Source organism: Citrobacter sp. RHBSTW-00859 (genome assembly GCF_013729795.1).
Classification (GTDB): Bacteria; Pseudomonadota; Gammaproteobacteria; order Enterobacterales; family Enterobacteriaceae; genus Citrobacter; species Citrobacter braakii.
The window spans coordinates 1576832-1601488 of record NZ_CP056284.1; the positions used below are offsets into that span (position 1 = coordinate 1576832).

27 protein-coding genes are annotated in these 24657 nt (G+C 53.2%); 22 read left to right on the top strand and 5 right to left on the bottom strand.

The window, feature by feature from the left end:
- The first annotated feature begins 2 nt into the window (after positions 1-2).
- From mepA to HV302_RS07865, 4 genes are read left to right on the top strand one after another with little or no spacing between them, the layout of a single operon-like run.
- A complete protein-coding gene (gene mepA / locus HV302_RS07850; protein ID WP_181627161.1) occupies positions 3-827 on the top strand; it encodes a penicillin-insensitive murein endopeptidase in 825 nt (274 codons plus the stop codon).
- On the top strand, positions 827-1636 hold the full coding sequence (locus HV302_RS07855) for a sulfite exporter TauE/SafE family protein (RefSeq protein WP_016153874.1): 810 nt from the start codon (positions 827-829) through the stop codon (positions 1634-1636). Before mepA ends, HV302_RS07855 begins: the two co-directional genes overlap by 1 nt.
- Positions 1636-2184: an elongation factor P hydroxylase gene (locus tag HV302_RS07860; RefSeq protein ID WP_016153873.1), complete on the top strand. Its 549-nt coding sequence runs from the start codon at positions 1636-1638 to the stop codon at positions 2182-2184. Before HV302_RS07855 ends, HV302_RS07860 begins: the two co-directional genes overlap by 1 nt.
- Before the next feature lie 32 nt (positions 2185-2216).
- Positions 2217-2495: a YfcL family protein gene (locus HV302_RS07865; RefSeq protein ID WP_016157057.1), complete on the top strand. Its 279-nt coding sequence runs from the start codon at positions 2217-2219 to the stop codon at positions 2493-2495.
- Positions 2496-2616: 121 nt separating this feature from the next.
- Here the strand turns inward: HV302_RS07865 and mnmC are convergent, their stop codons facing one another.
- Positions 2617-4617, bottom strand: coding sequence for a bifunctional tRNA (5-methylaminomethyl-2-thiouridine)(34)-methyltransferase MnmD/FAD-dependent 5-carboxymethylaminomethyl-2-thiouridine(34) oxidoreductase MnmC (gene mnmC, locus HV302_RS07870; protein WP_181627162.1), 2001 nt, complete (start codon positions 4615-4617; stop codon positions 2617-2619).
- Between the two features lie 159 nt (positions 4618-4776).
- Between mnmC and fabB the strand changes: the two genes are divergently transcribed.
- The gene (gene fabB, locus HV302_RS07875; RefSeq protein WP_181627163.1) at positions 4777-5997 is read left to right on the top strand and encodes a beta-ketoacyl-ACP synthase I; all 1221 of its coding nucleotides are present in this window, start codon (positions 4777-4779) and stop codon (positions 5995-5997) included.
- 53 nt (positions 5998-6050) lie between these two features.
- Here fabB and HV302_RS07880 read toward each other — a convergent pair whose 3' ends face one another.
- From HV302_RS07880 to HV302_RS07890, 3 genes are all read right to left on the bottom strand, one after another.
- Positions 6051-6575, bottom strand: coding sequence for a YbjP/YqhG family protein (locus HV302_RS07880; protein ID WP_181627164.1), 525 nt, complete (start codon positions 6573-6575; stop codon positions 6051-6053).
- On the bottom strand, positions 6575-6943 hold the full coding sequence (locus tag HV302_RS07885; protein WP_016153868.1) for an NlpC/P60 family protein: 369 nt from the start codon (positions 6941-6943) through the stop codon (positions 6575-6577). Before HV302_RS07885 ends, HV302_RS07880 begins: the two co-directional genes overlap by 1 nt.
- Positions 6944-7098: 155 nt before the next feature.
- A complete protein-coding gene (locus HV302_RS07890) occupies positions 7099-7350 on the bottom strand; it encodes a helix-turn-helix domain-containing protein (RefSeq protein WP_181627165.1) in 252 nt (83 codons plus the stop codon).
- Positions 7351-7523: 173 nt separating this feature from the next.
- Between HV302_RS07890 and HV302_RS07895 the strand changes: the two genes are divergently transcribed.
- The gene (locus tag HV302_RS07895; RefSeq protein WP_181627166.1) at positions 7524-7901 is read left to right on the top strand and encodes a hypothetical protein; all 378 of its coding nucleotides are present in this window, start codon (positions 7524-7526) and stop codon (positions 7899-7901) included.
- 179 nt (positions 7902-8080) lie between these two features.
- On the top strand, positions 8081-9259 hold the full coding sequence (locus HV302_RS07900; protein ID WP_181627167.1) for an MFS transporter: 1179 nt from the start codon (positions 8081-8083) through the stop codon (positions 9257-9259).
- Here the strand turns inward: HV302_RS07900 and flk are convergent.
- Complete coding sequence (gene flk, locus HV302_RS07905) at positions 9256-10257, bottom strand: flagella biosynthesis regulator Flk (protein WP_181627448.1); 1002 nt, start codon at positions 10255-10257, stop codon at positions 9256-9258. The genes HV302_RS07900 and flk overlap by 4 nt on opposite strands.
- 108 nt (positions 10258-10365) lie before the next feature.
- Here flk and pdxB point away from each other — a divergent pair, with 108 nt between their 5' ends.
- The 15 genes from pdxB to hisP all read left to right on the top strand — a co-directional run bounded on the left by pdxB (position 10366) and on the right by hisP (position 24647).
- Positions 10366-11502 carry a 4-phosphoerythronate dehydrogenase PdxB gene (pdxB, locus tag HV302_RS07910; protein WP_181627168.1) on the top strand — a complete coding sequence of 379 codons (1137 nt, stop codon included), beginning with the start codon at positions 10366-10368 and terminating at the stop codon, positions 11500-11502.
- A gap of 67 nt (positions 11503-11569) precedes the next feature.
- Positions 11570-12583: an aspartate-semialdehyde dehydrogenase gene (locus tag HV302_RS07915; protein ID WP_016157051.1), complete on the top strand. Its 1014-nt coding sequence runs from the start codon at positions 11570-11572 to the stop codon at positions 12581-12583.
- Positions 12583-13395, top strand: a complete 813-nt coding sequence (gene truA, locus HV302_RS07920; protein ID WP_016157050.1) for a tRNA pseudouridine(38-40) synthase TruA — start codon at positions 12583-12585, stop codon at positions 13393-13395. Before HV302_RS07915 ends, truA begins: the two co-directional genes overlap by 1 nt.
- A 24-nt stretch (positions 13396-13419) precedes the next feature.
- Positions 13420-14079 carry a DedA family protein gene (locus HV302_RS07925; protein ID WP_016153860.1) on the top strand — a complete coding sequence of 220 codons (660 nt, stop codon included), beginning with the start codon at positions 13420-13422 and terminating at the stop codon, positions 14077-14079.
- A 149-nt stretch (positions 14080-14228) separates the two neighbouring features.
- Positions 14229-15143, top strand: coding sequence for an acetyl-CoA carboxylase, carboxyltransferase subunit beta (gene accD, locus HV302_RS07930; protein WP_016153859.1), 915 nt, complete (start codon positions 14229-14231; stop codon positions 15141-15143).
- A gap of 192 nt (positions 15144-15335) precedes the next feature.
- Complete coding sequence (gene folC, locus HV302_RS07935; RefSeq protein ID WP_181627169.1) at positions 15336-16604, top strand: bifunctional tetrahydrofolate synthase/dihydrofolate synthase; 1269 nt, start codon at positions 15336-15338, stop codon at positions 16602-16604.
- Entirely contained in the window at positions 16594-17256 is a 663-nt protein-coding gene (gene dedD, locus HV302_RS07940) for a cell division protein DedD (RefSeq protein WP_053389550.1), read from the top strand. The genes folC and dedD overlap by 11 nt, the downstream gene beginning before the upstream one ends.
- A 221-nt stretch (positions 17257-17477) precedes the next feature.
- Complete coding sequence (cvpA, locus tag HV302_RS07945) at positions 17478-17966, top strand: colicin V production protein (protein WP_005129678.1); 489 nt, start codon at positions 17478-17480, stop codon at positions 17964-17966.
- A 33-nt stretch (positions 17967-17999) separates the two neighbouring features.
- A complete protein-coding gene (purF, locus tag HV302_RS07950) occupies positions 18000-19517 on the top strand; it encodes an amidophosphoribosyltransferase (RefSeq protein WP_005129677.1) in 1518 nt (505 codons plus the stop codon).
- A gap of 95 nt (positions 19518-19612) precedes the next feature.
- Positions 19613-20182, top strand: a complete 570-nt coding sequence (locus tag HV302_RS07955) for a UbiX family flavin prenyltransferase (protein ID WP_181627170.1) — start codon at positions 19613-19615, stop codon at positions 20180-20182.
- A gap of 288 nt (positions 20183-20470) precedes the next feature.
- On the top strand, positions 20471-21253 hold the full coding sequence (argT, locus tag HV302_RS07960) for a lysine/arginine/ornithine ABC transporter substrate-binding protein ArgT (protein ID WP_006683634.1): 783 nt from the start codon (positions 20471-20473) through the stop codon (positions 21251-21253).
- Between the two features lie 247 nt (positions 21254-21500).
- Entirely contained in the window at positions 21501-22283 is a 783-nt protein-coding gene (gene hisJ, locus HV302_RS07965; RefSeq protein WP_181627171.1) for a histidine ABC transporter substrate-binding protein HisJ, read from the top strand.
- A gap of 186 nt (positions 22284-22469) precedes the next feature.
- Positions 22470-23156: a histidine ABC transporter permease HisQ gene (locus tag HV302_RS07970; protein WP_016153853.1), complete on the top strand. Its 687-nt coding sequence runs from the start codon at positions 22470-22472 to the stop codon at positions 23154-23156.
- Entirely contained in the window at positions 23153-23860 is a 708-nt protein-coding gene (gene hisM / locus HV302_RS07975; RefSeq protein WP_003028116.1) for a histidine ABC transporter permease HisM, read from the top strand. The genes HV302_RS07970 and hisM overlap by 4 nt, the downstream gene beginning before the upstream one ends.
- A 13-nt stretch (positions 23861-23873) precedes the next feature.
- On the top strand, positions 23874-24647 hold the full coding sequence (gene hisP / locus HV302_RS07980) for a histidine ABC transporter ATP-binding protein HisP (protein WP_043017062.1): 774 nt from the start codon (positions 23874-23876) through the stop codon (positions 24645-24647).
- The last annotated feature ends 10 nt before the right edge of the window (positions 24648-24657 follow it).

Sequence of the window (24657 nt, forward strand, 5' to 3'; positions counted from 1 at the left end):
AGATGAAAAAAACGGCACTTGCGGCGCTGGCTCTGTTTGCCAGCACCGCCTGTCTGGCGGCGACGCCCTGGCAGAAAATTACCCATCCGGTTGCAGGCAGCGCGCAGTCTATTGGCGCGTTCTCCAACGGCTGTATTGTTGGCGCAGATACGCTGCCTGTACAGTCAGAACACTATCAGGTGATGCGCACCGATCAGCGCCGTTACTTTGGCCATCCGGATCTGGTGATGTTTATCCAGCGTCTGAGTAATCAGGCCAACAATCTGGGGCTGGGTACGGTGTTAATCGGCGATATGGGCATGCCGGCCGGTGGGCGATTCAATGGCGGTCACGCCAGCCACCAGACGGGACTGGATGTAGATATTTTCCTGCAACTGCCGAAAACCCGCTGGACCCAGTCGCAACTGCTGCGGCCGCAGGCGTTAGATCTGGTCTCACAGGATGGCAAACGTGTCGTGCCGTCACTCTGGAAGCCGGAGATTTTCAGCCTGATCAGGCTGGCGGCAAAAGATAATGAAGTCACGCGTATTTTCGTGAATCCGGCGATTAAGCAGCAACTTTGTCTGGATGCAGGGACCGACAGGGACTGGTTGCGTAAAGTGCGGCCATGGTTCCAGCATCGTGCGCATATGCACGTACGGTTACGTTGTCCTGCCGACAGTCTTGAGTGCGAAGATCAACCGTTACCACCACCGGGTGACGGCTGCGGCGCGGAGCTGCAAAGCTGGTTCGAACCTCCGAAACCTGGAACCACCAAGCCTGAGAAGAAGACACCGCCGCCGTTGCCGCCTTCCTGCCTGGCGCTACTGGACGAGCATGTACTCTAATGGATCATTTTGCCTCTCTGTTTATGGTGTCGCCACTGCTGTTAGGTGTGCTTTTTTTCGTGGCGATGCTGGCAGGTTTTATTGATTCTCTGGCCGGAGGCGGTGGTTTACTCACTATCCCGGCATTGATGGCGGCCGGGATGCCACCCGCGCAAGCGCTGGCTACCAATAAGCTACAGGCCTGTGGAGGATCTATCTCTTCCTCCCTCTATTTTATTCGCCGGGGCGTGGTTAATCTGGCGGATCAGAAGCTCAATATCTTCATGACTTTTATCGGCTCAATGAGCGGCGCGCTGTTGGTTCAGCACGTGCAGTCAGATATTCTGCGCCAGATCCTGCCGGTTCTGGTTATCTGTATTGGCCTTTACTTTCTGTTGATGCCGAAAGTGGGGGAGGAGGACCGACAGCGTCGGTTGCATGGGTTGCCTTTCGCGCTGGTGGCCGGGGGCTGCGTCGGCTTTTACGATGGCTTTTTTGGTCCGGCTGCGGGGTCGTTCTACGCGCTGGCTTTTGTCATGCTGTGCGGCTACAACCTGGCGAAATCGACGGCCCACGCCAAAGTATTAAATGCCACATCGAATATCGGCGGGCTGTTGCTGTTTGCCCTCGGCGGCAAAGTGATTTGGGCGACCGGATTTGTGATGCTCATTGGCCAGTTTATTGGCGCACGGATGGGCTCACGGCTGGTGCTCAGTAAAGGACAAAAACTCATTCGGCCAATGATCGTCATTGTCTCCGCCGTGATGAGCGCCAAGCTACTTTATGATAATCATGGACAGGAGATTCTCCACTGGCTGGGGATGAACTAATGAATAATACCCATCACTACGAACAGTTAATTGAGATTTTTAACGGCTGCTTTGCCGATGAATTTAATACCCGTCTGATTAAAGGCGATGACGAACCGATCTATCTTCCTGCGGATGCGGAATTACCGTATCACCGTATCGTTTTTGCGCATGGCTATTACGCCAGTGCGTTACACGAAATTTCACACTGGTGCATCGCCGGTAAGGCGCGGCGTGAACTGGTCGACTTCGGTTACTGGTACTGTCCGGACGGACGCGACGCGAAGACGCAATGCCAGTTTGAAGATGTGGAAGTGAAGCCGCAGGCGTTTGACTGGCTGTTTTGCATGGCGGCGGGCTACCCGTTTAACGTCAGTTGCGACAACCTTGAAGGGGACTTTGAACCGGATCGCGTGGTATTCCAGCGCCGTGTTCATGCTCAGGTGATGGAGTACCTGGAAAAGGGGATCCCTGAACGTCCGGCGCGCTTCATTAACGCGTTACAGAATTATTATCACACGCCTGAACTTAAGGCGGAACAATTCCCGTGGCCCGAGGCGCTCAACTGAAGTCGCTGCCACGTTTACAATGAGGAAAGAAGATGATCGCGGAGTTTGAATCACGCATTCTGGCATTAATCGACGATATGGTAGAGCACGCCAGCGATGATGAGTTGTTTGCCAGTGGCTATTTGCGTGGACACCTGACGCTGGCCGTGGCCGAACTGGACGCTGGCGAGGACCATTCCGCTGAGGCATTGTACGCCAATGTGACCAGCAGCCTGGAAAAAGCCATCAGCGCAGGCGAACTATCGCCGCGTGACCAGGCGTTAGTGAAAGAAATGTGGGACACTCTGTTCCAGAAGGCTACTGCACAATAATTGCGGTAAATTGTGCCGGATGGCGACGCTCTGGTGTCTTATCCGGCCTACCTTGTTGGGGTGTTTGTAGGCCTGATAAGCGTAGCGTCATCAGGCCATGACGAGAGGGCACCCCATCCTTTTATTTCACCGCTTTACCCTTCAATAACTTCCTGACCCACAGACGATTTGGATTTAGCGCCGCCAGCGTGCTGGCATCCATGGGAATCGGTTCATTGCTCATTTGCGAAGCCAGAATTTCTGCACACAGCGGGGCAGTACACAGCCCGCGCGATCCCAGCGCGCCCAGCATAAATAAATCGGAATAAACCGGCGCGCTTACGGCGTGCTCTTTGTCTGCAGCAAGTGTGGTGTACTGGCTGAGCGTGGCGTCATAGTCCGCGACGTTGCCGACCATTGGCATGTGATCGCGCGTGGCGCAGCGCACCCCGCAGCGGGCGGCATTGTCACTAACGTCTACCTCTTTTGCCCACATAGCGTTCGGGAAGCAGTCGATTAAGCGTTGACGGTTTTGTTGCTGATCGTCCTCGCGATACGCTGTCTCTTCACTCCCACGATGATAGCTGGCGCCAATGCAGTGCTGCTGATTTTGCGGGTTGTGCGGCGTGAGGTAGCCGTCATAGCACAGCACCTGACGTAACGCTGAAAGTGCAGGTGTGGTGGGAATATGACTCACCTGACCGCCCACGGAGTACACCGGTAGCGGCTGCGTTTGCTCAAAACCGCTAATGCGATGACCGTTAGCCAGAACGACTGCTGCGTGAGAGGCGGTTTCTCCACTGGAAAACTGCAATTGCCAGCTTGCTGTCTGGCGAATCAGTGAGGTCAGCGTATGTTGGTAGCGGGTGCGTAATCCCAGGGTTGTTGCATAGTCCAGTACCGCGGCGGTTAACTGCGCCGGGTACAGCCATCCTCCGGCCGGATACTGAATCCCGCCGCATCCGGTTTCCACACCTGTTGTTTGTAATACCTGCTGTGCGTCAACCCCGACGGCGAGCGCAGCGGGCAGTTCAAGGGACAGCATCTGGGTGATTTTTTGCTGGCTTTTCTCATCCCATGCGAGTTGCGTCACGCCGCACCAGTCATGCGCGAACTCAACGGGGAGGGCGTCATACAGTCGTCGGGCGAAGGTAAACGCAGTGGGGAAAAAGAGATTAATGGCTGCGTCATGTTTGCTAAGTAGGGGGTAGAGCGCCCCCTGGCGATTACCGGATGCGCCCCCGGCAGGTTTATCGTCGGCGCAATACAGCGTGACCTGCCAGCCGCGGCGCAATAACGCCAGTGACAGCAATGCGCTGGCAATTCCTCCACCAATAATGGCGGCTTCGCGCTTATCTGTTCCCGTACGCGCAAACCATGGCGCCGAGGAGATGAGCGCCTGAGTCTGTTCCATCACGCCACAGAGCATTTCGCGTTTGCGCCCAAAGCCTTTGCATTTTTGCATTGTAAACCCGGCTTCCTGCAACCCCCGACGTACAAAGCCTGCCGATGTAAAGGTTGCCAGCGTCCCGCCGGGACGAGCCAGTCGGGCCATCGCGTTAAACAGCGTTGGCGTCCACATATCCGGGTTTTTTGCCGGTGCGAAACCGTCCAGGAACCAGGCGTCCACCTTTTGATTCAGAGAGTCATCCAGCGTACTGGTCAGTTCGTTTATATCGCCAAACCACAGATCCAGCGTGACGCGCCCATCATCAAGCAGCAGGCGATGACATCCCGCCAGCGGCAGCGGCCATTGTTCTTGCAGTGCCGTGGTCCACGGGGCAAGTTCTGGCCAGTGCTGGTGGGCTAAGGTGAGATCTTCACGCGTCAGCGGATATTTTTCAAAGCTGATGAAATGTAATCTTTCCAGGGTAGCTTCAGGGTGGGTATCGCGAAAATCAGCAAATGCCTGCCAGAGCGTGAGGAAGTTAAGTCCGGTGCCAAACCCGCTTTCTGCCACCACGAAGAGAGGACGTGAATGCGCAGGGAATCGTTGTGCGAGATGGTTACCGCCGAGAAAGACGTAACGTGTCTCTTCCAGCCCGTTATCATTAGAAAAATAGACATCGTCAAAATCTCGGGAAACAGGTGTACCCTCAGCGTTGAATTCAAGGTTGGCAGGTTGTATAGCGTATTGTTTCACGTAAGTTACTCGTCTGACAGGCTGTGTCCCGATCTTAGCGATGAGTGCCTGGCTGCGCAAATTTCCACATAAAATGGCTGATCGGACTTGTTCGGCGTACAAGTGTACGCTATTGTGCCACTCGAAACTTTAAAATAGTGCGACTTACAGAGGTATTGAATGAAACGTGCAGTGATTACTGGCTTGGGCATCGTTTCCAGCATCGGTAATAACCAGCAGGAAGTCCTGGCATCTCTGCGTGAAGGACGTTCAGGGATCACTTTCTCTCAGGAGCTGAAGGACTCCGGCATGCGTAGCCACGTTTGGGGCAACGTAAAACTGGATACCACTGGCCTCATTGACCGCAAAGTAGTGCGCTTCATGAGCGACGCATCCATCTATGCATTCCTATCAATGGAGCAGGCAGTGGCTGATTCCGGCCTTGCTGCAGAAGATTACCAGAACAACCCGCGCGTTGGCCTGATTGCAGGTTCCGGCGGCGGCTCCCCACGTTTTCAGGTGTTCGGCGCTGACGCAATGCGTAGCCCACGTGGTCTGAAAGCGGTTGGCCCGTATGTGGTCACCAAAGCGATGGCGTCCGGCGTTTCTGCCTGCCTCGCAACTCCGTTCAAAATCCACGGCGTAAACTACTCCATCAGTTCTGCCTGTGCGACATCTGCGCACTGCATCGGCAACGCGGTAGAACAAATTCATCTGGGCAAACAGGACATCGTTTTTGCTGGCGGCGGCGAAGAGCTGTGCTGGGAAATGGCGTGTGAATTCGATGCAATGGGCGCGCTGTCTACCAAATACAACGACGAACCGTCAAAAGCTTCCCGTACCTATGACGCAAACCGCGACGGTTTCGTTATTGCTGGCGGCGGCGGTATGGTCGTGGTTGAAGAACTGGAGCACGCTCTGGCACGTGGCGCGCACATCTATGCGGAAATCGTCGGTTACGGCGCAACGTCCGATGGCGCAGACATGGTTGCTCCGTCTGGCGAAGGCGCAGTACGTTGCATGCAGATGGCGATGCACGGTGTAGACACGCCGATCGACTACCTGAACTCTCACGGTACCTCGACTCCGGTTGGTGACGTGAAAGAACTGGGCGCAATCCGCGAAGTGTTTGGCAACAACAGCCCGGCAATCTCCGCAACCAAAGCGATGACCGGTCACTCACTGGGCGCGGCTGGCGTGCAGGAAGCTATCTACTCTCTGCTGATGCTGGAACATGGCTTTATCGCGCCAAGCATCAACATTGAAGAGCTGGATGAGCAGGCGGCAGGTCTGAACATCGTGACCAAACCGACCGAGCAGGCGCTGACCACCGTGATGTCCAACAGCTTCGGCTTTGGCGGCACCAACGCTACGCTGGTTATGCGTAAGCTGAAGGCGTAAGTCTCAGATTGAATACGAATAAAGGGAGCCAACAGGCTCCCTTTTTACCGTGTTTACTTCGGCATTTTTTCGTATTCCGGCGCGATCTCAGCGGACCATGCTCTGGCTCGCGTAATCTCTCCGGCATTGTAAATGGGCTGCTCGTAATGACGACCCGCGTCCCGGACACGATAAATTTTCCACCGTCCTTGCTCCCAACGGGTATATACCTCCAGTTGAATAGGGGCTGACTCAGTGCCTAACTGCAGGTTCAGTTTTTCACCGCCGAGGAATGGCTGCGCCTGTCCAACCCGCAACAGCGGGATCCATGCCGGTGCGTAATCCTGCACATACATAAAGTAGTCCGCTTGCACGATCTCCTGCTCATAAAGCGTATCAATTAGCGCCAGACGCCCGATAACCTCTTTGGCGACATAGCGTTGCAGTAATGCTGATGTTTCGCGGGGCGCATCCGGATCCTGAGTGTAGTTCTTCATCCACGAAAGATAGAACTGTTTCACATCCTGCGTGCTGTCACGGTGAGAAGGGGTACAGCCACAAATCAGCAGGATGAGAACAATCAGTGGAAAGGCTTTCATTACTTCTTCCTGTAAATGGTGTATGACGGCTTTGCGGTCCGATAACCCGGACCGGCCCACATGTCTCGCTGTTTGAAGTCGGAATACCAGTCATGACCGTCATATATCGCCATGTGACCGCTCGGGTTTCCATTAGCATAAGGTTGAATGATGATGACATCCCCTTCGCGCGGCTCTTCAAGCGCGCCAATGGCGCTGAAACCGGCGTTTTTCAGCATCGGACCATAATCTTTGGCATGGTAAGTGCGCCCAAGAGTAACGCCGCCTGCCTGAACAGCTTTGCGGGTATATTCCGCACAGCGCCCTTGTGAATGTGAACTCGCGTGCGATTTGGCGTAATTGACCGCCACCTTTTTATCCCAACTCATAACGACTCCTGTTAATAACATACGTAATAGCAATTACGTGATGCTTTAACAGTATTTACGCAATTGGAAATGGCAAATAGTGCTATTAATATTCTCAATATATTAAGCTGGGATATTTATTAATTTATATGCTCGATAAATTACGAGTGATCTATTTAATATTCAGTATTACTTGTTTTATCCTCTGGCTGCTGGCGTGGATAGCGTGACGGCCAAATCATGTCTGGCGAGGTTTCGAGCGCCTGCGCAATGATCTGCTCCGCTCTGGGCCAGCTTCGGGTAAATACATTGCGCAGTGAATCGGGCGATAATCCAGCCGCACGAGAAAGATCTCTGAGCGTGATTCCTTTTTTTTCCAGTGCACTTTTAATATCTGCACGATGCCAGTCTTGGCTTTTGTGTTCCATTCTGTAATCCTAAGGAAATGTGTTATCGGCGCCGATATTTTTCAGGGTATAAACCAGAGAAACAAAAGAATGTAACTTTCTTTTTGGTCACTGGAATATTGCCAGAATAAAACTGAAATTTCGCGTAAAAGAAAAAATATTTTTTATTCCACAGGCAGAAAGGAAAGAAACTAATGGCAAAAGAGTGGTTCACGGTAAAGGAATGTCTTGAATTGCCGGGGTTTCCAGGAAGCGCGCCTGCGGTTCGTTCCCGTTTAAACATGTACAGTGAAGGCAAAGAGGGCGTGAAGCGCAAACGTGTTAAATCAAAGGCTGAGGAGTTTCATATCTCCATTTTCCCTTTGTATCTCCGTCCTTACCTGAAAGAAACTGAAAAGGTGCTGGCCTTAGAGAGCCGTTGCGTACAGGAAGCGGAACCGAAAGAGATCTGGGATATGATGTTCAGACTGCTGACGCCGGGGCAGCGCAAGCAGGTGACCGGACTGTTTGGCACAAAAGGAATTGATGCTGTATTTCCTTTTTTATTCGACGAAAAGTCGTCTTTACCGTGAACCAACCTGGTGAGATTTCAGGGTTGACAAATTTAGTGGCTCACAGGCAGACTTCGCACTCAACATTATCTATCTGATAATGCGTAAGCGTTTAACGTTATCCAACGCACCTTAATCCTGAAAGTCAGGTAGAGGGGGCGTGGACATTCCTCGCCTTACTCTGCATTTTGGAGTAACGCATGACAGCTGTAACCCAACAAGAAAAAACACCTTCGGCGAACTTTTCGCTGTTTCGTATCGCTTTTGCAGTTTTCCTGACCTATATGACGGTCGGTCTACCTTTGCCCGTTATTCCTCTGTTTGTGCATCAGGAGCTGGGCTATGGCAACACCATGGTTGGTATCGCCGTAGGCGTACAGTTTCTGGCAACGGTATTAACGCGCGGCTACGCCGGGCGCTTAGCCGATCAATATGGCGCCAAACGTTCGGCGCTACAGGGGATGTTTGCCTGTGGGTTGGCGGGCGCGGCGTGGCTGTTAGCCGCGCTATTGCCTGTTTCTGTCCCCGTAAAATTTGCATTGTTAATCGTCGGGCGTTTGATCCTCGGTTTTGGCGAAAGCCAACTGCTCACCGGAACGCTGACCTGGGGGCTTGGGCTGGTCGGTCCAACACGCTCGGGTAAGGTGATGTCGTGGAACGGGATGGCGATTTACGGTGCGCTGGCCGCCGGTGCACCGCTGGGCTTGCTGATCCATAGCCACTTTGGCTTTGCGGCGCTGGCGGGAACGACAATGGTATTACCGCTGCTGGCATGGGCATTCAACGGCACCGTTCGCAAAGTGCCTGCTCATGCAGGAGAACGCCCTTCGTTATGGAGCGTGGTAGGGTTTATCTGGAAACCGGGCCTGGGCCTGGCGCTGCAGGGCGTTGGCTTTGCGGTGATCGGTACGTTTATTTCACTCTATTTTGTCAGCAACGGCTGGACGATGGCGGGGTTCACCCTGACCGCGTTTGGCGGGGCGTTTGTGCTGATGCGCATTCTGTTTGGCTGGATGCCGGATCGGTTCGGAGGCGTGAAGGTAGCCGTTGTCTCCTTACTGGTTGAAACCGCGGGGCTGATTCTGCTGTGGCAGGCCCCATCAGCATGGATTGCGCTGCTCGGGGCGGCACTAACCGGGGCAGGGTGTTCGCTTATCTTCCCGGCATTGGGCGTAGAGGTTGTGAAGCGAGTGCCCGCGCAGGTTCGCGGTACGGCGCTGGGCGGTTACGCCGCGTTTCAGGATATCTCCTACGGCATAAGCGGCCCGGTCGCCGGGGTGCTGGCCACCGCGTACGGTTATCCCTCTGTATTCCTTGCCGGAGCGATATCCGCCGTGGTGGGGATTGTCGTGACGCTGCTTACGCTGCGCAAAGGTTAAGCAACCAGCCAGAAAATGGCTAATGCGATCATTAACGCGACAAACAGCAGTCCCGGTCGTGCCGACAGAGATTTAACCGTTTCAATCATCGGCGCGAACGGGCTGTAAATAGGTTGAAGATGGCGCGGATCGTTTAGCTCGCGTTCCCGTTCAACGCGGCGCAGGAAGATTTGATTCAGCAAGTCCTGCACCTGCACCGTGGTCAGAATCGTTTGTGGTTGGATCTGATACGTCTGCTGCGCATACTCTTTTATTGCCGTCAGCTCATTCGGCTCTAATGGTAGCTTCAACGCAGCCTGGAGCGTTTGTAACGTCGGGGCACTTTGCAGGCTGAGCGTCTGGCTCGCCTGCAGCCAGGTGACCAGATGAGTAAACTGTTTGGCGGGGATCAGCTCACCGCTTTTTACGCCAGACAGCTCTAACATTGACTGCCAGATCATCTTACCTGACTCTCCCGTGGCCGCCGCCAGTTTGGTAACCAACTGGTTCAGCGTATTGTGCTCTGCGGGTAATAACGGACGATCGGTGGCCGGGCGCTGTTGCGGTTGCGGTATAGAAAGCTGCCCTTGTTGCAGCAGCGTGAGCACGTTCTTCAACTGCTCAGGCGTGAGCTGGCTGAGCGCCGTTTGCCCATACTGCTGACGGATAAAATCACTTACCGCCTGGCGGTTATTTCCCTGACTCAGTAATTCAGTGAGTTGTGAGAGAACCTGACGATTAGCATGATTTTGCTGAGCAACACCCAGCCGCTGATTCAGGTTTTGCTCCGCGGCAGGAAAGTGACGTGATTGCAGCGGCGTATCACTTTTGACGCCCAGATCGTGCTTCATTCCGGCCCACACCTCGGCGCTTTGCTGTTGGGTGAGTGAAATCAGACGGGTAATCAGTCGTTCCAGCACGGTACGTTGTTGTGTGGATAACGGTTGTTCACCCGCAGCAGAAGGGGCATTTTGGCCTTCGCCGGGAGGGCGTGCGGGTGTACCTGAAATGGGCTGCATCATCTCTGTTCCTTAAATCTGTGCTGACCAGGTCTCGCAGTATGCCTGGCGGCGAGATTATGGCACACTTGCCCGGTTAACTCTCGTTCTCAAACAGGTGCGAAAGACGTGAAAATCCTCGTTGATGAAAATATGCCCTATGCCCGCGAACTGTTCAGTCGTTTGGGGGAGGTCAAAGCGGTTCCCGGTCGCCCGATTCCCGTTGCCGAACTGGATGATGCGGATGCCTTAATGGTGCGCTCGGTGACGAAAGTAAATGAATCACTGCTTAGCGGAAAACCGGTTCAATTTGTCGGCACGGCAACCGCAGGCACGGACCATGTGGATGAAGCCTGGCTTGCGCAGTCGAAGATCGGCTTTTCCGCAGCGCCCGGCTGTAACGCGATTGCGGTCGTAGAATATGTTTTTTCAGCGTTGCTGATGCTGGCGGAGCGCGACGGGTTTGCGTTACGCGATCGTACTGTAGGCATCGTAGGCGTGGGCAATGTGGGAGGACGTTTGCAGGCACGTCTGGAAGCACTGGGGATCCGCACGCTGCTGTGCGATCCGCCGCGAGCCGATCGCGGTGACGAGGGAGATTTCCGCTCGCTGGACGAACTGGTAGAGCAAGCCGATGTGTTGACTTTCCATACGCCGTTGTTTAAAGACGGACCGTACAAAACGCTGCACCTGGCAGATGATGCGCTGATTAGCCGGCTGAAGCCGGGCACCATTGTGATCAACGCCTGCCGCGGGCCGGTCATCGACAATACGGCATTGCTGAACCGATTGAATGCCGGGCAGTCGCTGAGCGTCGTGCTGGATGTCTGGGAAGGGGAGCCGGATCTCAATGTGGCATTGCTGGAGAAAGCCGATATCGGCACGGCGCACATTGCCGGGTATACCCTGGAAGGAAAAGCGCGCGGCACCACGCAGGTCTTTGAGGCTTTTAGCAAGTTTATTGGTCGCGAACAACACGTTGCGCTCAATACCCTGTTACCTGCGCCGGAATTTGGTCGTATCACACTGCATGGCCCGTTAGATCAGCCAACGCTGAAAAGGCTGGTGCATTTAGTGTATGATGTGCGCCGCGATGATGCGCCGCTGCGTAAAGTCGCTGGAATTCCGGGTGAGTTTGATAAGCTGCGTAAAAATTATCTTGAGCGCCGTGAATGGTCGTCTTTATACGTGATTTGTGACGACGCAACGGCTGCTACCTTGCTGTGTAAGCTGGGTTTTAACGCTGTTTATCACCCGGCACATTAATGTCTTCTTAATGCTCCCTGTCGAATAATGCGACAGGGACGCTTACGTATTTCTGGAGTAAATCACCATGTCTGAAGGCTGGAATATTGCCATTCTGGGCGCAACGGGCGCCGTAGGCGAAGCCCTGCTCGATACGCTGGCTGAACGCCAGTTCCCGGTCGGTGAAATTTATGCGCTGGCGCGTAATGAAAGCGCGGGTGAGCATCTGCGTTTTAACGGTAAATCGGTCCTTGTTCAGGACGTTGTAGACTTTGACTGGACGCAGGCGCAACTGGCATTTTTTGTTGCGGGCGCTGAAGCCACCGCCGCATGGGTGGAAGAAGCGACCAATGCCGGTTGCCTGGTTATCGACAGCAGTGGCCTGTTCGCGCTTGAGCCGGACGTTCCGCTGGTGGTTCCGGACGTTAACCCGTTCGTACTGGCGGATTACCGCAACCGTAATGTGATTGCGGTCCCTTCCAGCCTGACCAGCCAACTGCTGTCTGCGCTGAAGCCGCTAATTGATGACGGCGGGCTGTCACGTATTACGGTGACCAATATTATTTCTGCTTCCGCTCACGGTAAAAAAGCCGTAGATGCGCTTGCCGGACAGAGCGCGAAACTACTGAACGGCATCCCGATTGACGATGACGATTTCTTTGGCCGTCAGCTGGCGTTCAACATGCTGCCGCTGCTGCCGGATCGCGAAGGTAGCGTGCGCGAAGAGCGCCGTATCGTCGATGAAGTGCGCAAAATTATGCAGGACGACGGGCTGCTTATTTCCGCCAGCATCGTGCAGTCGCCGGTATTTTATGGCCACGCACAGATGGTGAATTTTGAAGCTCTGCGTCCGTTGGCGGCGGAAGAAGCACGCGATGCGTTTTCACGCGGTGAGGACGTAGTGTTGTCAGAAGAGACCTATATCCCGACGCAGGTTGGCGATGCGTCAGGTACTCCGCACCTTTCAGTTGGCTGTGTGCATAACGATTATGGGATGCCGGAACAGGTTCAGTTCTGGTCTGTGGCAGACAACGTACGCTTTGGCGGTGCGTTGATGGCGGTGAAAATTGCGGAAAAACTGGTGCAGGAGTACCTGTACTAATGTCTGACCTGCAACAGCCGTCAACCCATAAAATTGCGCTGGGCATTGAGTATGACGGCAGCAAATATTATGGCTGGCAGCGCCAGAACGAAGTGCGTAGCGTTCAGGAAAAACTGGAAAAAGCGCTCTCTCAGGTGGCGAATGAACGCATCACTGTCTTTTGTGCGGGACGCACGGATGCGGGCGTTCATGGCACAGGGCAGGTCGTGCACTTTGAAACGACTGCCCAGCGTAAAGATGCAGCCTGGACACTGGGGGTAAATGCGAATTTACCTGGTGACATTGCTGTGCGCTGGGTGAAAGCTGTACCCGATGATTTCCATGCCCGATTTAGCGCTACGGCTCGCCGTTATCGCTACATCATCTACAATCATCGGTTGCGCCCTGCGGTTTTAGGTAAAGGGGTAACCCATTACTATGAACCGCTGGACGCTGAGCGTATGCATCGTGCGGCCCAGTGTTTGATTGGCGAAAATGATTTTACTTCGTTTCGGGCGGTGCAGTGTCAGTCGCGCACACCGTGGCGTAACGTGATGCACATTAACGTTGAACGTTTTGGTGCATATGTGGTGGTGGATATTAAAGCGAATGCCTTTGTACATCATATGGTCAGGAATATTGTCGGCAGCCTGATGGAAGTAGGTGCCAACAACCAGCCGGAGAGCTGGATAGCAGAACTGCTAGCGGCGAAGGACAGAACGCTGGCAGCGGCAACGGCGAAAGCGGAAGGATTGTATCTGGTTGCAGTAGATTACCCGGAACGGTTCGACCTGCCAAAACCGCCTATGGGCCCGCTATTTCTGGCGGACTAATTTGAGTCGTATAAAGGCAAAACTATGGACCTGATTTACTTTCTTATCGATTTTATCCTGCACATTGATGTGCATCTGGCGGAGCTGGTTGCGGAATACGGTATCTGGGTATACGCGATTCTGTTTCTGATCCTGTTCTGCGAAACCGGGCTGGTGGTGACGCCGTTCCTGCCGGGAGACTCGCTACTGTTTGTCGCTGGCGCGCTTTCTGCGCTGCCAACTAACGATCTCAATGTTCATCTGATGGTGATGTTGATGATTGTGGCGGCAATTATCGGCGATGCGGTGAACTACACGATTGGCCGTTTGTTCGGTGAAAAACTCTTCAGTAACCCGAACTCTAAAATTTTCCGTCGCAGTTACCTGGATAAAACCCATGCGTTCTACGAGCGTCATGGCGGCAAAACGATTATCCTCGCGCGTTTCGTACCTATTGTGCGTACATTTGCACCGTTTGTTGCCGGTATGGGGCACATGTCCTACCGTCACTTTGCGATGTATAACGTCGCAGGCGCGCTGCTGTGGGTATTGCTGTTCACCTATGCAGGCTATCTGTTCGGCGATCTGCCGATCGTTCAGGAAAACCTGAAATTACTGATTGTGGCGATCATCGTCCTTTCCGTATTGCCGGGCATAATTGAAGTGATTCGCCATAAACGCGCTGCGTCACGGGCTGCAAAATAGAAAGTAACTCAGCGGTTCGACCACTTTTTTATCCAAAGTTTCGGGCTGTTATGTTTTAATGTGCAACATTCATGGTCTGTTAGGGGCAAAAATGGCATTATGCGCCCCTTATAACAAAGCTGACTAGGGTTCAGGCAGAAAGGTCACCAATGAGCTGGATTGAACGAATTAAAAGCAACATTACTCCCACCCGCAAGGCAAGCATTCCTGAAGGGGTGTGGACCAAGTGTGATAGCTGCGGTCAGGTTTTATACCGTGCTGAGCTGGAACGTAATCTTGAGGTCTGTCCGAAGTGTGACCATCATATGCGCATGTCGGCGCGCAATCGCCTGCATAGCCTGTTAGATGAAGGTTCTCTTGTGGAACTGGGTAGCGAGCTTGAGCCGAAAGATGTGCTGAAGTTTCGTGACTCCAAAAAGTACAAAGACAGACTGGCTTCTGCGCAGAAAGAAACTGGCGAGAAAGATGCGCTGGTGGTAATGAAAGGCACGCTGCACGGTATGCCGGTCGTTGCTGCTGCATTCGAGTTCGCGTTTATGGGCGGCTCCATGGGCTCTGTGGTCGGCGCGCGTTTTGTCCGTGCCGTTGAGCAGGCGCTGGAAGATAACTGTCCGCTGATCTGCTTCTCCGCTTCTGGCGGGGCGCGTATGCAGGAAGCGCTGATGTCTCTGATGCAGATGGCGAAAACCTCTGCTGCGCTGGCGAAAATGCAGGAACGCGGTTTACCGTATATTTCTGTACTGACCGATCCAACAATGGGCGGTGTTTCTGCTAGCTTCGCGATGCTGGGCGATCTCAACATTGCAGAACCGAAAGCACTGATCGGCTTTGCTGGTCCGCGTGTTATCGAGCAAACCGTACGAGAGAAACTGCCGCCGGGATTCCAGCGTAGCGAGTTCCTGATTGAAAAAGGCGCTATCGATATGATCGTCCGCCGTCCGGAAATGCGCCTGAAACTGGCAAGCATTCTGGCGAAGCTGATGAATCTTCCTACGCCGAATCCGGATGAGCCGCGTGAAGGCGAGGTGGTACCTCCGGTTCCCGATCAGGAATCAGAGGCCTGATAGTTTACTCTATGGGTTTCGGGTTGCAGGCAGGCGATAAGAGAGTTGATCCCGATGAGCTTACACAGGTAAGTGATTCGGGTGAGCGAGCACAGCCAACGCATCTGCAACGTGAAAAACAACGTGTAAAAAAGGGCAGGCCGGTTGGTGCTGCCCTTTTGCTTTTCTCAACGTAAAGAATCTACAGCCATCATGGACAATAAACGTATTCCTCAAGCCGCGTCGCCCCTGGCATCGTGGCTTTCTTATCTGGAAAACCTGCACAGTAAAACCATCGATCTCGGCCTGGAACGCGTAAGTCAGGTGGCGCGCAAACTGGGTGTGTTGAAACCCGCGCCATTTGTTTTTACGGTGGCAGGAACCAATGGGAAAGGCACAACCTGCCGTACGCTGGAATCTGTGCTGACCGCAGCAGGTTATAAAGTTGGCGTTTACAGTTCGCCGCATCTGGTACGCTACACGGAACGCGTACGCGTGCAGGGACGTGAACTGCCGGAATCAGCGCATACCGCCTCGTTTGCTGAGATTGAAGACGCGCGTGGCGATATTTCCCTGACCTACTTTGAATACGGCACGTTATCGGCGCTCTGGCTGTTTAAACAGGCCCAACTGGATGTCGTCATCCTGGAAGTTGGGTTAGGCGGTCGCCTTGACGCGACCAATATCGTAGATGCCGATGTTGCGGTGGTCACCAGCATTGCGCTTGACCATACTGACTGGCTGGGCCCGGATCGCGAAAGCATTGGTCGTGAGAAGGCAGGAATTTTCCGTGCAGAGAAACCGGCTATCGTTGGCGAGCCGGAAATGCCATACACCATTGCCGATGTTGCGCAAGAGAGCGGGGCGATTTTGCAACGCTGCGACGTGGACTGGCGCTATGCGGTCACGGAGAACGACTGGTCCTTTACGGACAGTCACGGCACGTTGGCGCACCTGCCGTTGCCGCAGGTCCCACAACCTAACGCCGCGACCGCACTGGCAGCACTGCGCGCAAGCGGGCTTAACGTCAGCGAGCAGGCCATTTGTGACGGTATTGAACAGGCGATTTTACCGGGGCGCTTCCAGATTGTGAGCGAGTCGCCGCGGGTGATTTTTGATGTTGCCCATAACCCGCATGCGGCGGAGTATCTGACCGGCCGTCTGAAAAAATTAGTGAAAAGCGGGCGTGTACTTGCGGTTATCGGTATGCTACATGATAAAGATATTGCCGGTACGTTAGCCTGGTTAAAAAGCGTGGTTGACGCCTGGTACTGTGCGCCCCTGGAAGGGCCGCGTGGTGCTACTGCAGAACAACTGCTGGAGCATCTGGGCAAAGGCTACGCCTATGACAGCGTGGCGCAGGCATGGTCTGCGGCGCTAGCTGAGGCGAAGCCAGAAGATACCGTGTTGGTGTGTGGATCGTTTCACACTGTCGCACATGTCATGGAAGTGATAGACGTGGGGAGAAGCGGTGGCGAGTAAGTTTCAGAATCGATTAGTCGGCACAATTGTGCTGGTCGCGCTGGGGGTGATTGTGCTCCCCGGGCTGCTTGACGGGCAAAAAAAACATTATCAGGATGAGTTTGCGGCGATCCCGCTGGTGCCGAAACCCGGCGATCGCGATGAACCAGACATGATGCCTGCAGCCACGCAGGCGCTGCCAACGCAGCCGCCGGAAGGGGCGGCAGAAGAGGTGCGCGCGGGTGATGCTGCCGCGCCATCGTTGGATCCGTCACGTTTGACGACGGCAAACAGTGCGGAGTTAGATCCTGTCCCCGCGCCTGTAGAACAGCCGAAACCCAAACCGAAGCCGCAGCCGGTTGCCGTCGCTCCGACGCCAGCACCGGCTCCAGCGCCGAAACCGGCCGCGGTGGAACCGCCAGCTCCAACCGGCAAAGCGTACGTTGTACAGCTCGGTGCGCTGAAAAATGCGGATAAGGTCAATGAGATCGTGGGTAAACTTCGTGGCGCGGGCTTCCGGGTATATACTTCCCCGTCAACGCCGGTGCAGGGTAAAATAACCCGTATTCTCGTAGGACCTGACGCCTCCAAAGATAAGCTGAAGAGCTCGCTGGGCGAGCTGCAGAAGATCTCCGGTCTGAGTGGCGTAGTGATGGGGTATACCCCTAATTAAGGGATTGCGCTGTTCACGGCGCTGCTCTTAATTCAGGCCGGATAGGGCGTTTTTACCGCTATCCGGCAGTGCCCGAAGAGGCATAAAACGGTATGGCGTTGAAGATTTTTTCAGCGCCATTTTTATTTACGCGTGGAAAGGAAATCCCTACGCAAACGTTTTCTTTTTCTGTTAGAATGCGCCCCGAACAGGACGACAGGGCGTTAAATCGTGGGACACTTATGGTCTGGATTGATTACGCTATTATCGCGGTGATTGGTTTTTCCTGTCTGGTTAGCCTGATCCGTGGCTTTGTTCGTGAAGCATTATCGTTGGTGACTTGGGGTTGTGCTTTCTTTGTCGCCAGCCATTACTACACTTACCTGTCTGTCTGGTTTACGGGCTTTGAAGACGAACTCGTTCGAAATGGGATTGCTATCGCGATACTGTTTATCGCGACACTTATCGTCGGCGCTATCGTTAACTTTGTGATAGGCCAACTGGTAGAGAAAACAGGCCTGTCGGGTACCGACAGGGTGTTGGGGATCTGCTTTGGTGCTCTGCGAGGAGCGCTGATCGTCGCCGCCATACTGTTCTTTCTCGATACCTTTACCGGTCTGTCGAAAAGTGAAGACTGGAGCAAGTCGCAGCTGATCCCGCAGTTCAGTTTCATCATCAGATGGTTCTTTGACTATCTGCAAAGCTCGTCAAGTTTCTTGCCCAAAGTATAAACTTTGGGTTGTTGCTGAACGAGGAAAAGACGTATGTGCGGTATTGTCGGTATCGCCGGTGTTATGCCGGTAAACCAGTCGATTTATGACGCGTTAACGGTGCTCCAGCATCGTGGTCAGGATGCCGCAGGCATCATCACCATTGATGCCAACAACTGCTTCCGCTTGCGTAAAGCAAACGGAATGGTGAGCGATATTTTTGAAGCGCGCCATATGCAGCGTTTGCAGGGCAATATGGGCATCGGTCATGTGCGTTACCCAACGGCTGGCAGCTCCAGCGCCTCCGAAGCTCAACCTTTTTACGTCAACTCACCGTATGGCATCACGCTTGCCCATAATGGCAACCTGACCAATGCGCATGAGCTGCGTAAAAAGCTGTTTGAAGAAAAGCGCCGCCACATCAATACCACTTCAGACTCTGAAATTTTGCTGAATATTTTCGCCAGCGAGCTGGATAACTTCCGCCATTATCCGCTGGAAGCCGATAATATTTTTGCTGCTATTGCGGCAACCAACCGCCAGATCCGCGGCGCCTATGCCTGCGTGGCGATGATTATCGGCCACGGTATGGTTGCCTTCCGCGATCCTAACGGTATCCGTCCGCTGGTACTGGGTAAACGCGATATCGGGGATGGTCGTACCGAGTATATGGTAGCCTCCGAGAGCGTGGCGCTGGATACGCTGGGCTTTGAATTCCTGCGCGATGTGGCACCTGGCGAAGCGGTGTATATCACCGAAAAAGGTCAGCTGTTTACTCGCCAGTGTGCCGATAACCCGGTCAGCAATCCGTGCCTGTTTGAATACGTTTACTTCGCACGTCCTGACTCCTTTATCGACAAGATTTCCGTCTACAGCGCCCGTGTAAATATGGGTACCAAGCTTGGCGAAAAAATTGCTCGTGAGTGGGAAGATCTGGACATTGACGTGGTGATCCCGATTCCGGAAACCTCCTGCGATATCGCGCTGGAAATTGCCCGTATTCTCGGTAAGCCGTACCGTCAGGGTTTTGTGAAAAACCGCTACGTGGGCCGTACCTTTATCATGCCCGGTCAGCAGCTGCGCCGTAAATCCGTGCGCCGTAAGCTGAACGCCAACCGTGCGGAATTCCGTGATAAAAACGTGCTGCTGGTGGATGACTCCATCGTGCGCGGTACCACCTCCGAACAGATTATCGAGATGGCGCGTGAAGCCGGAGCGAAGAAAGTGTATCTGGCCTCTGCGGCCCCGGAAATTCGCTTCCCGAACGTTTATGGTATCGATATGCCTACGGCGACGGAGCTGATTGCTCATGGTCGCGAAGTGGACGAGATTCGCCAGATAATCGGTGCAGACGGTCTTATCTTCCAGGATCTAAACGATCTGATTGAAGCGGTCCGCGCTGAGAACCCGGATATTCAGCAGTTTGAATGTTCAGTGTTTAACGGCGTGTACGTCACCAAAGACGTCGACCAGCAATATCTCGATTTCCTTGACTCCCTGCGTAATGACGATGCCAAAGCAATTTTGCGTCAGAACGAAGCGGAAAACCTCGAGATGCATAACGAAGGGTAATGTTCTGTTGCAGGTCAGGACACATAGAGTGGACTGACTTGCAACTGCGCATAAAAACCTGCAAAGTCAGCCCTGAAGCAAGTAAGGGCGAAAAAATGAAACGACTCATTGTAGGGATTAGCGGTGCCAGTGCCGCGATTTATGGCGTGCGCCTGCTGCAGGTTTTGCGTGACGTTACTGATGTGGAAACCCATCTGGTGATGAGTGCTGCTGCCCGACAGACGCTGGCGCTGGAAACTGACCTCTCTGTACGCGATGTGCAGGCACTGGCGAATGTAAATCACGATACGCGCGATATCGCCGCCAGTATCTCTTCCGGCTCTTTTCAGACCGCCGGAATGGTAATATTACCTTGTTCAATCAAAACGCTTTCAGGCATCGTCCACAGTTACACCGATGGGCTGCTTACCCGTGCGGCAGACGTGGTGTTGAAAGAACGCCGCCCGCTGGTGCTGTGCGTGCGTGAAACGCCCCTGCATCTGGGGCATCTGCGGCTGATGACGCAGGCGGCAGAAATTGGCGCGGTGATTATGCCGCCAGTTCCGGCATTCTATCATCGCCCGCAAACGCTAGATGATGTGATTAATCAAACAGTTAACCGCGTACTCGACCAGTTTGATATCTCCCTTCCACAGGATCTGTTCACCCGCTGGCAAGGGGCGTAAAACCGTTCCATCAGCGTGCAAAGAAACATCCGTTGCCCTGTTTCAGGGCAATTTTGTAACCGCGATCATATCCTCAACATTTAATTCGTTAAAACTCAACGAAACGCTGCGGTTCAACCGTCAGACCTGCTATCTTCAAAATCAGGACATTATTGCAACGTTTTATTAACATATTTAACGTCGAATATCCTCATCGACGCGAAAATGGCATAAGACCTGCATGAAAAAGTCTGCAAACACACAACACAACGTAAAACATAATAAAATTACGCCACTTGAGGGTTATGTATGAAGAAGACGGTTCTTGCTTTGTCTTTGCTGGTAGGACTCTCCGCCACCGCGGCCAGCTACGCAGCACTTCCGCAGACGGTTCGTATTGGTACAGATACAACGTACGCACCTTTTTCCTCTAAAGATGCCAAAGGCGACTTTGTCGGCTTTGATATCGATCTGGGAAATGAGATGTGTAAGCGCATGCAGATCAAATGTACCTGGGTAGCCAGCGACTTTGACGCGCTGATCCCGTCGCTGAAAGCGAAAAAAATTGATGCCATCATCTCCTCGCTTTCAATCACTGAGAAGCGTCAGCAAGAGATTGCGTTCTCAGACAAGCTTTACGCAGCAGACTCACGTCTGATCGCCGCGAAAGGTTCCCCAATTCAACCGACTCTTGATTCCCTCAAAGGTAAACATGTTGGCGTACTGCAAGGCTCGACTCAGGAAGCCTATGCTAATGACAACTGGCGCAGCAAAGGCGTAGATGTGGTGGCCTATGCGAACCAGGACCTTATCTATTCTGACCTGACAGCGGGTCGTCTGGACGCGGCGTTGCAGGATGAAGTCGCGGCCAGCGAAGGCTTCCTGAAGCAGCCTGCCGGTAAGGACTACGCTTTTGCTGGTCCGTCGGTGAAAGATAAAAAATACTTTGGTGACGGCACCGGGATTGGCTTGCGCAAAGATGATGCAGAGCTGAAAGCTGCTTTCGATAAAGCGCTGGGCGAACTGCGCAAAGACGGCACCTACGACAAAATGGCGAGCAAGTATTTTAACTTCAATGTCTACGGCGATTAATACGCCGCAGCGGGGAATGGACTGCACCATTGCGGGTAACCATTACGGTGCATAATAAATTCAGTGCACTGTTTTGGTGCTTTTGTCGCTGTCTTAATAAGCATGAGTGCATACTTAAGCGCTTTTCATGCAAATAAATACCGCCGACAGGGTAGAATGCTTTGCCTTGTCGGCCCGATTAATGGCACGATAACTGCACCTGGTCCTGTAAAGATCCCCTATAAAAGACAGTCTGTTGAGGATAGTTATGAAAAAACTGGTGTTGTCTCTTTCTCTGGTCCTGGCTTTATCCAGTGCTACCGCAGCATTTGCAGCCATTCCGCAAAAAATTCGTATCGGTACCGATCCTACTTATGCGCCGTTCGAATCGAAAAATGCACAGGGTGAATTAGTCGGTTTTGATATCGATCTGGCTAAAGAGCTGTGCAAACGTATCAATACACAATGTACCTTCGTGGAAAACCCGCTGGACGCGCTTATCCCTTCGTTAAAAGCGAAGAAAATCGATGCGATTATGTCCTCGCTTTCCATCACTGAAAAACGTCAGCAGGAAATCGCCTTTACCGACAAGCTTTATGCAGCCGACTCGCGTCTGGTTGTCGCTAAAGATTCTGCTATTCAGCCAACCATTGAGTCGCTGAAAGGTAAACGTGTTGGCGTGCTGCAGGGCACGACTCAGGAAACCTTCGGCAACGAGCACTGGGCGCCAAAAGGCATTGAAATTGTCTCTTATCAGGGGCAAGACAATATCTATTCTGACCTGACTGCCGGGCGTATTGATGCTGCTTTCCAGGATGAAGTCGCAGCCAGCGAAGGCTTCCTGAAACAGCCGGTCGGTAAAGATTACAAATTCGGCGGCGCATCTGTAAAAGATGAGAAGTTATTCGGCGTGGGTACCGGTATGGGGCTGCGCAAAGATGATAACGAACTGCGCGAAGCACTGAACAAAGCCTTTGCCGAGATGCGAGCTGACGGTACTTACGAGAAGCTGGCGAAAAAGTACTTCGATTTTGATGTTTACGGCGGTTAATCACCGCAGGTGCTGATAAAGCCCGTAGATTTTTGACGTGTTGAATTTATGCCTGATGGCGCTGTGCGTATCCGGTCTACAGCGATTTTGTAGGCCGGATAAGGCAAAGTCGCCATCCCGCATTTAACAGTTTGTCTGAAATCAAAAGAGGCTTATTACTCCACCACACACGACAGGACAGGCAGCATGTTGTATGGCTTTTCAGGTGTTATTTTACAGGGCGCAATTGTTACGCTGGAGCTGGCACTTAGCTCGGTGGTACTGGCGGTTCTGATAGGCCTTGTCGGCGCGGCAGCTAAGCTGTCGCAAAGCCGGGCGTTGGCGCTTATTTTCGAAGGGTACACAACGCTTATCCGCGGCGTGCCCGATCTGGTCTTAATGCTGCTCATCTTTTACGGATTACAAATCGCGCTGAATACCCTTACCGATGCAATCGGTATCAGCCAGATTGATATCGATCCGATGGTCGCGGGTATTATTACGCTCGGGTTTATCTACGGAGCCTATTTTACCGAAACATTTCGTGGCGCATTTATGGCCGTGCCCAAAGGACATATTGAAGCCGCGACGGCATTCGGTTTTACCAGTTCACAAATATTTCGCCGCATTATGTTCCCGGCGATGATGCGCTATGCCTTACCGGGAATTGGCAACAACTGGCAGGTCATTCTTAAGGCCACGGCGCTGGTATCGTTGCTCGGCCTGGAAGACGTGGTGAAAGCCACTCAGCTTGCCGGAAAAAGTACCTGGGAGCCGTTCTATTTTGCCGTAGTGTGCGGGGTCATCTATCTGGTGTTTACCACTGTTTCTAATGGTGTGCTGCTGTACCTTGAGCGCCGCTATTCCGTGGGTGTGAAGAGGGCTGACCTGTGATTGAGATTATTCAGGAATACTGGAAGTCCCTGCTGTGGACCGACGGGTATCGCTACACCGGCGTGGCTATCACCCTGTGGCTTCTGATTTCATCGGTGGTGATGGGCGGGATACTGGCGCTGTTTTTGGCAATTGGTCGTGTTTCCAGTAATAAATTTATCCAGTTTCCCATCTGGCTGTTCACCTATATTTTTCGTGGGACGCCGCTGTACGTCCAGTTGCTGGTGTTTTATTCCGGGATGTATACGCTGGAGATAGTCAAAGGCACGGACTTCCTCAACGCGTTTTTCCGCAGTGGGCTAAATTGCACCGTGCTGGCGCTGACGCTGAATACCTGCGCCTATACCACGGAGATTTTCGCCGGGGCTATTCGTTCCGTACCCCATGGTGAGATTGAAGCCGCGCGCGCTTACGGTTTCTCGTCGTTTAAACTGTATCGCTGCATTATTTTGCCTTCCGCGCTGCGTATTGCGCTGCCGGCTTACAGCAATGAAGTTATTTTAATGCTGCACTCCACGGCGCTGGCGTTTACCGCAACGGTACCTGATTTGTTGAAAATCGCCCGCGATATCAACTCGGCAACGTATCAGCCGTTTACCGCCTTCGGTATTGCCGCTGTTCTGTATTTGATTATTTCGTATGTCCTGATCAGTCTGTTCCGTAAAGCGGAAAAACGCTGGTTGCAGCATGTATCCTCTAAATGATTCGAGTAACACGATGTCTGAAAATAAATTAAACGTTATCGATTTACATAAGCACTACGGCGAACATGAAGTGCTGAAAGGGGTATCGCTGCAGGCCAATGCGGGTGATGTTATCAGTATTATTGGCTCGTCAGGTTCCGGTAAAAGTACCTTCCTGCGCTGCATTAACTTTCTCGAGAAACCGAGCGCCGGGTCGATTGTGGTGAGTGGTCAGAACATTGGTCTGGTACGCGACAAAGACGGCCAGCTTAAGGTTGCAGACAAAAATCAGCTGCGCTTGCTGCGCACGCGACTGACGATGGTCTTTCAGCACTTTAATCTGTGGAGCCACATGACGGTGCTGGAAAACGTGATGGAAGCGCCGATCCAGGTGTTGGGGCTGAGCAAGCAGGAAGCTCGCGAACGTGCGGTGAAGTATCTGGCGAAAGTGGGTATTGATGAGCGCGCTCAGGGCAAATATCCGGTGCATCTGTCCGGTGGTCAGCAGCAGCGTGTCTCCATTGCTCGTGCGCTGGCGATGGAACCGGAAGTGTTGCTGTTTGATGAACCCACGTCGGCACTTGACCCGGAGCTGGTGGGCGAAGTGCTGCGCATTATGCAACAACTGGCCGAAGAGGGAAAAACCATGGTGGTCGTGACCCACGAAATGGGGTTTGCCCGTCATGTCTCCACGCACGTGATTTTCCTGCATCAGGGGAAGATTGAAGAAGAGGGCGATCCGGAGCAGGTATTTGGTAATCCGCAAAGCCCGCGTTTGCAGCAGTTCCTCAAAGGTTCGTTGAAGTAAGTCACCTGCC

Bases quoted from the DNA above. Each gene is read 5' to 3' on its own strand.
- mepA (WP_181627161.1), top strand. From the start codon at position 3: ATGAAAAAAACGGCACTTGCGGCGCTGGCTCTGTTTGCCAGCACCGCC.
- HV302_RS07855 (WP_016153874.1), top strand. From the start codon at position 827: ATGGATCATTTTGCCTCTCTGTTTATGGTGTCGCCACTGCTGTTAGGT.
- HV302_RS07860 (WP_016153873.1), top strand. From the start codon at position 1,636: ATGAATAATACCCATCACTACGAACAGTTAATTGAGATTTTTAACGGC.
- HV302_RS07865 (WP_016157057.1), top strand. From the start codon at position 2,217: ATGATCGCGGAGTTTGAATCACGCATTCTGGCATTAATCGACGATATG.
- fabB (WP_181627163.1), top strand. From the start codon at position 4,777: ATGAAACGTGCAGTGATTACTGGCTTGGGCATCGTTTCCAGCATCGGT.
- HV302_RS07880 (WP_181627164.1), bottom strand. From the start codon at position 6,575: ATGAAAGCCTTTCCACTGATTGTTCTCATCCTGCTGATTTGTGGCTGT.
- HV302_RS07885 (WP_016153868.1), bottom strand. From the start codon at position 6,943: ATGAGTTGGGATAAAAAGGTGGCGGTCAATTACGCCAAATCGCACGCG.
- HV302_RS07890 (WP_181627165.1), bottom strand. From the start codon at position 7,350: ATGGAACACAAAAGCCAAGACTGGCATCGTGCAGATATTAAAAGTGCA.
- HV302_RS07895 (WP_181627166.1), top strand. From the start codon at position 7,524: ATGGCAAAAGAGTGGTTCACGGTAAAGGAATGTCTTGAATTGCCGGGG.
- HV302_RS07900 (WP_181627167.1), top strand. From the start codon at position 8,081: ATGACAGCTGTAACCCAACAAGAAAAAACACCTTCGGCGAACTTTTCG.
- flk (WP_181627448.1), bottom strand. From the start codon at position 10,257: ATGCAGCCCATTTCAGGTACACCCGCACGCCCTCCCGGCGAAGGCCAA.
- HV302_RS07915 (WP_016157051.1), top strand. From the start codon at position 11,570: ATGTCTGAAGGCTGGAATATTGCCATTCTGGGCGCAACGGGCGCCGTA.
- truA (WP_016157050.1), top strand. From the start codon at position 12,583: ATGTCTGACCTGCAACAGCCGTCAACCCATAAAATTGCGCTGGGCATT.
- HV302_RS07925 (WP_016153860.1), top strand. From the start codon at position 13,420: ATGGACCTGATTTACTTTCTTATCGATTTTATCCTGCACATTGATGTG.
- accD (WP_016153859.1), top strand. From the start codon at position 14,229: ATGAGCTGGATTGAACGAATTAAAAGCAACATTACTCCCACCCGCAAG.
- folC (WP_181627169.1), top strand. From the start codon at position 15,336: ATGGACAATAAACGTATTCCTCAAGCCGCGTCGCCCCTGGCATCGTGG.
- cvpA (WP_005129678.1), top strand. From the start codon at position 17,478: ATGGTCTGGATTGATTACGCTATTATCGCGGTGATTGGTTTTTCCTGT.
- purF (WP_005129677.1), top strand. From the start codon at position 18,000: ATGTGCGGTATTGTCGGTATCGCCGGTGTTATGCCGGTAAACCAGTCG.
- HV302_RS07955 (WP_181627170.1), top strand. From the start codon at position 19,613: ATGAAACGACTCATTGTAGGGATTAGCGGTGCCAGTGCCGCGATTTAT.
- argT (WP_006683634.1), top strand. From the start codon at position 20,471: ATGAAGAAGACGGTTCTTGCTTTGTCTTTGCTGGTAGGACTCTCCGCC.
- hisJ (WP_181627171.1), top strand. From the start codon at position 21,501: ATGAAAAAACTGGTGTTGTCTCTTTCTCTGGTCCTGGCTTTATCCAGT.
- HV302_RS07970 (WP_016153853.1), top strand. From the start codon at position 22,470: ATGTTGTATGGCTTTTCAGGTGTTATTTTACAGGGCGCAATTGTTACG.
- hisP (WP_043017062.1), top strand. From the start codon at position 23,874: ATGTCTGAAAATAAATTAAACGTTATCGATTTACATAAGCACTACGGC.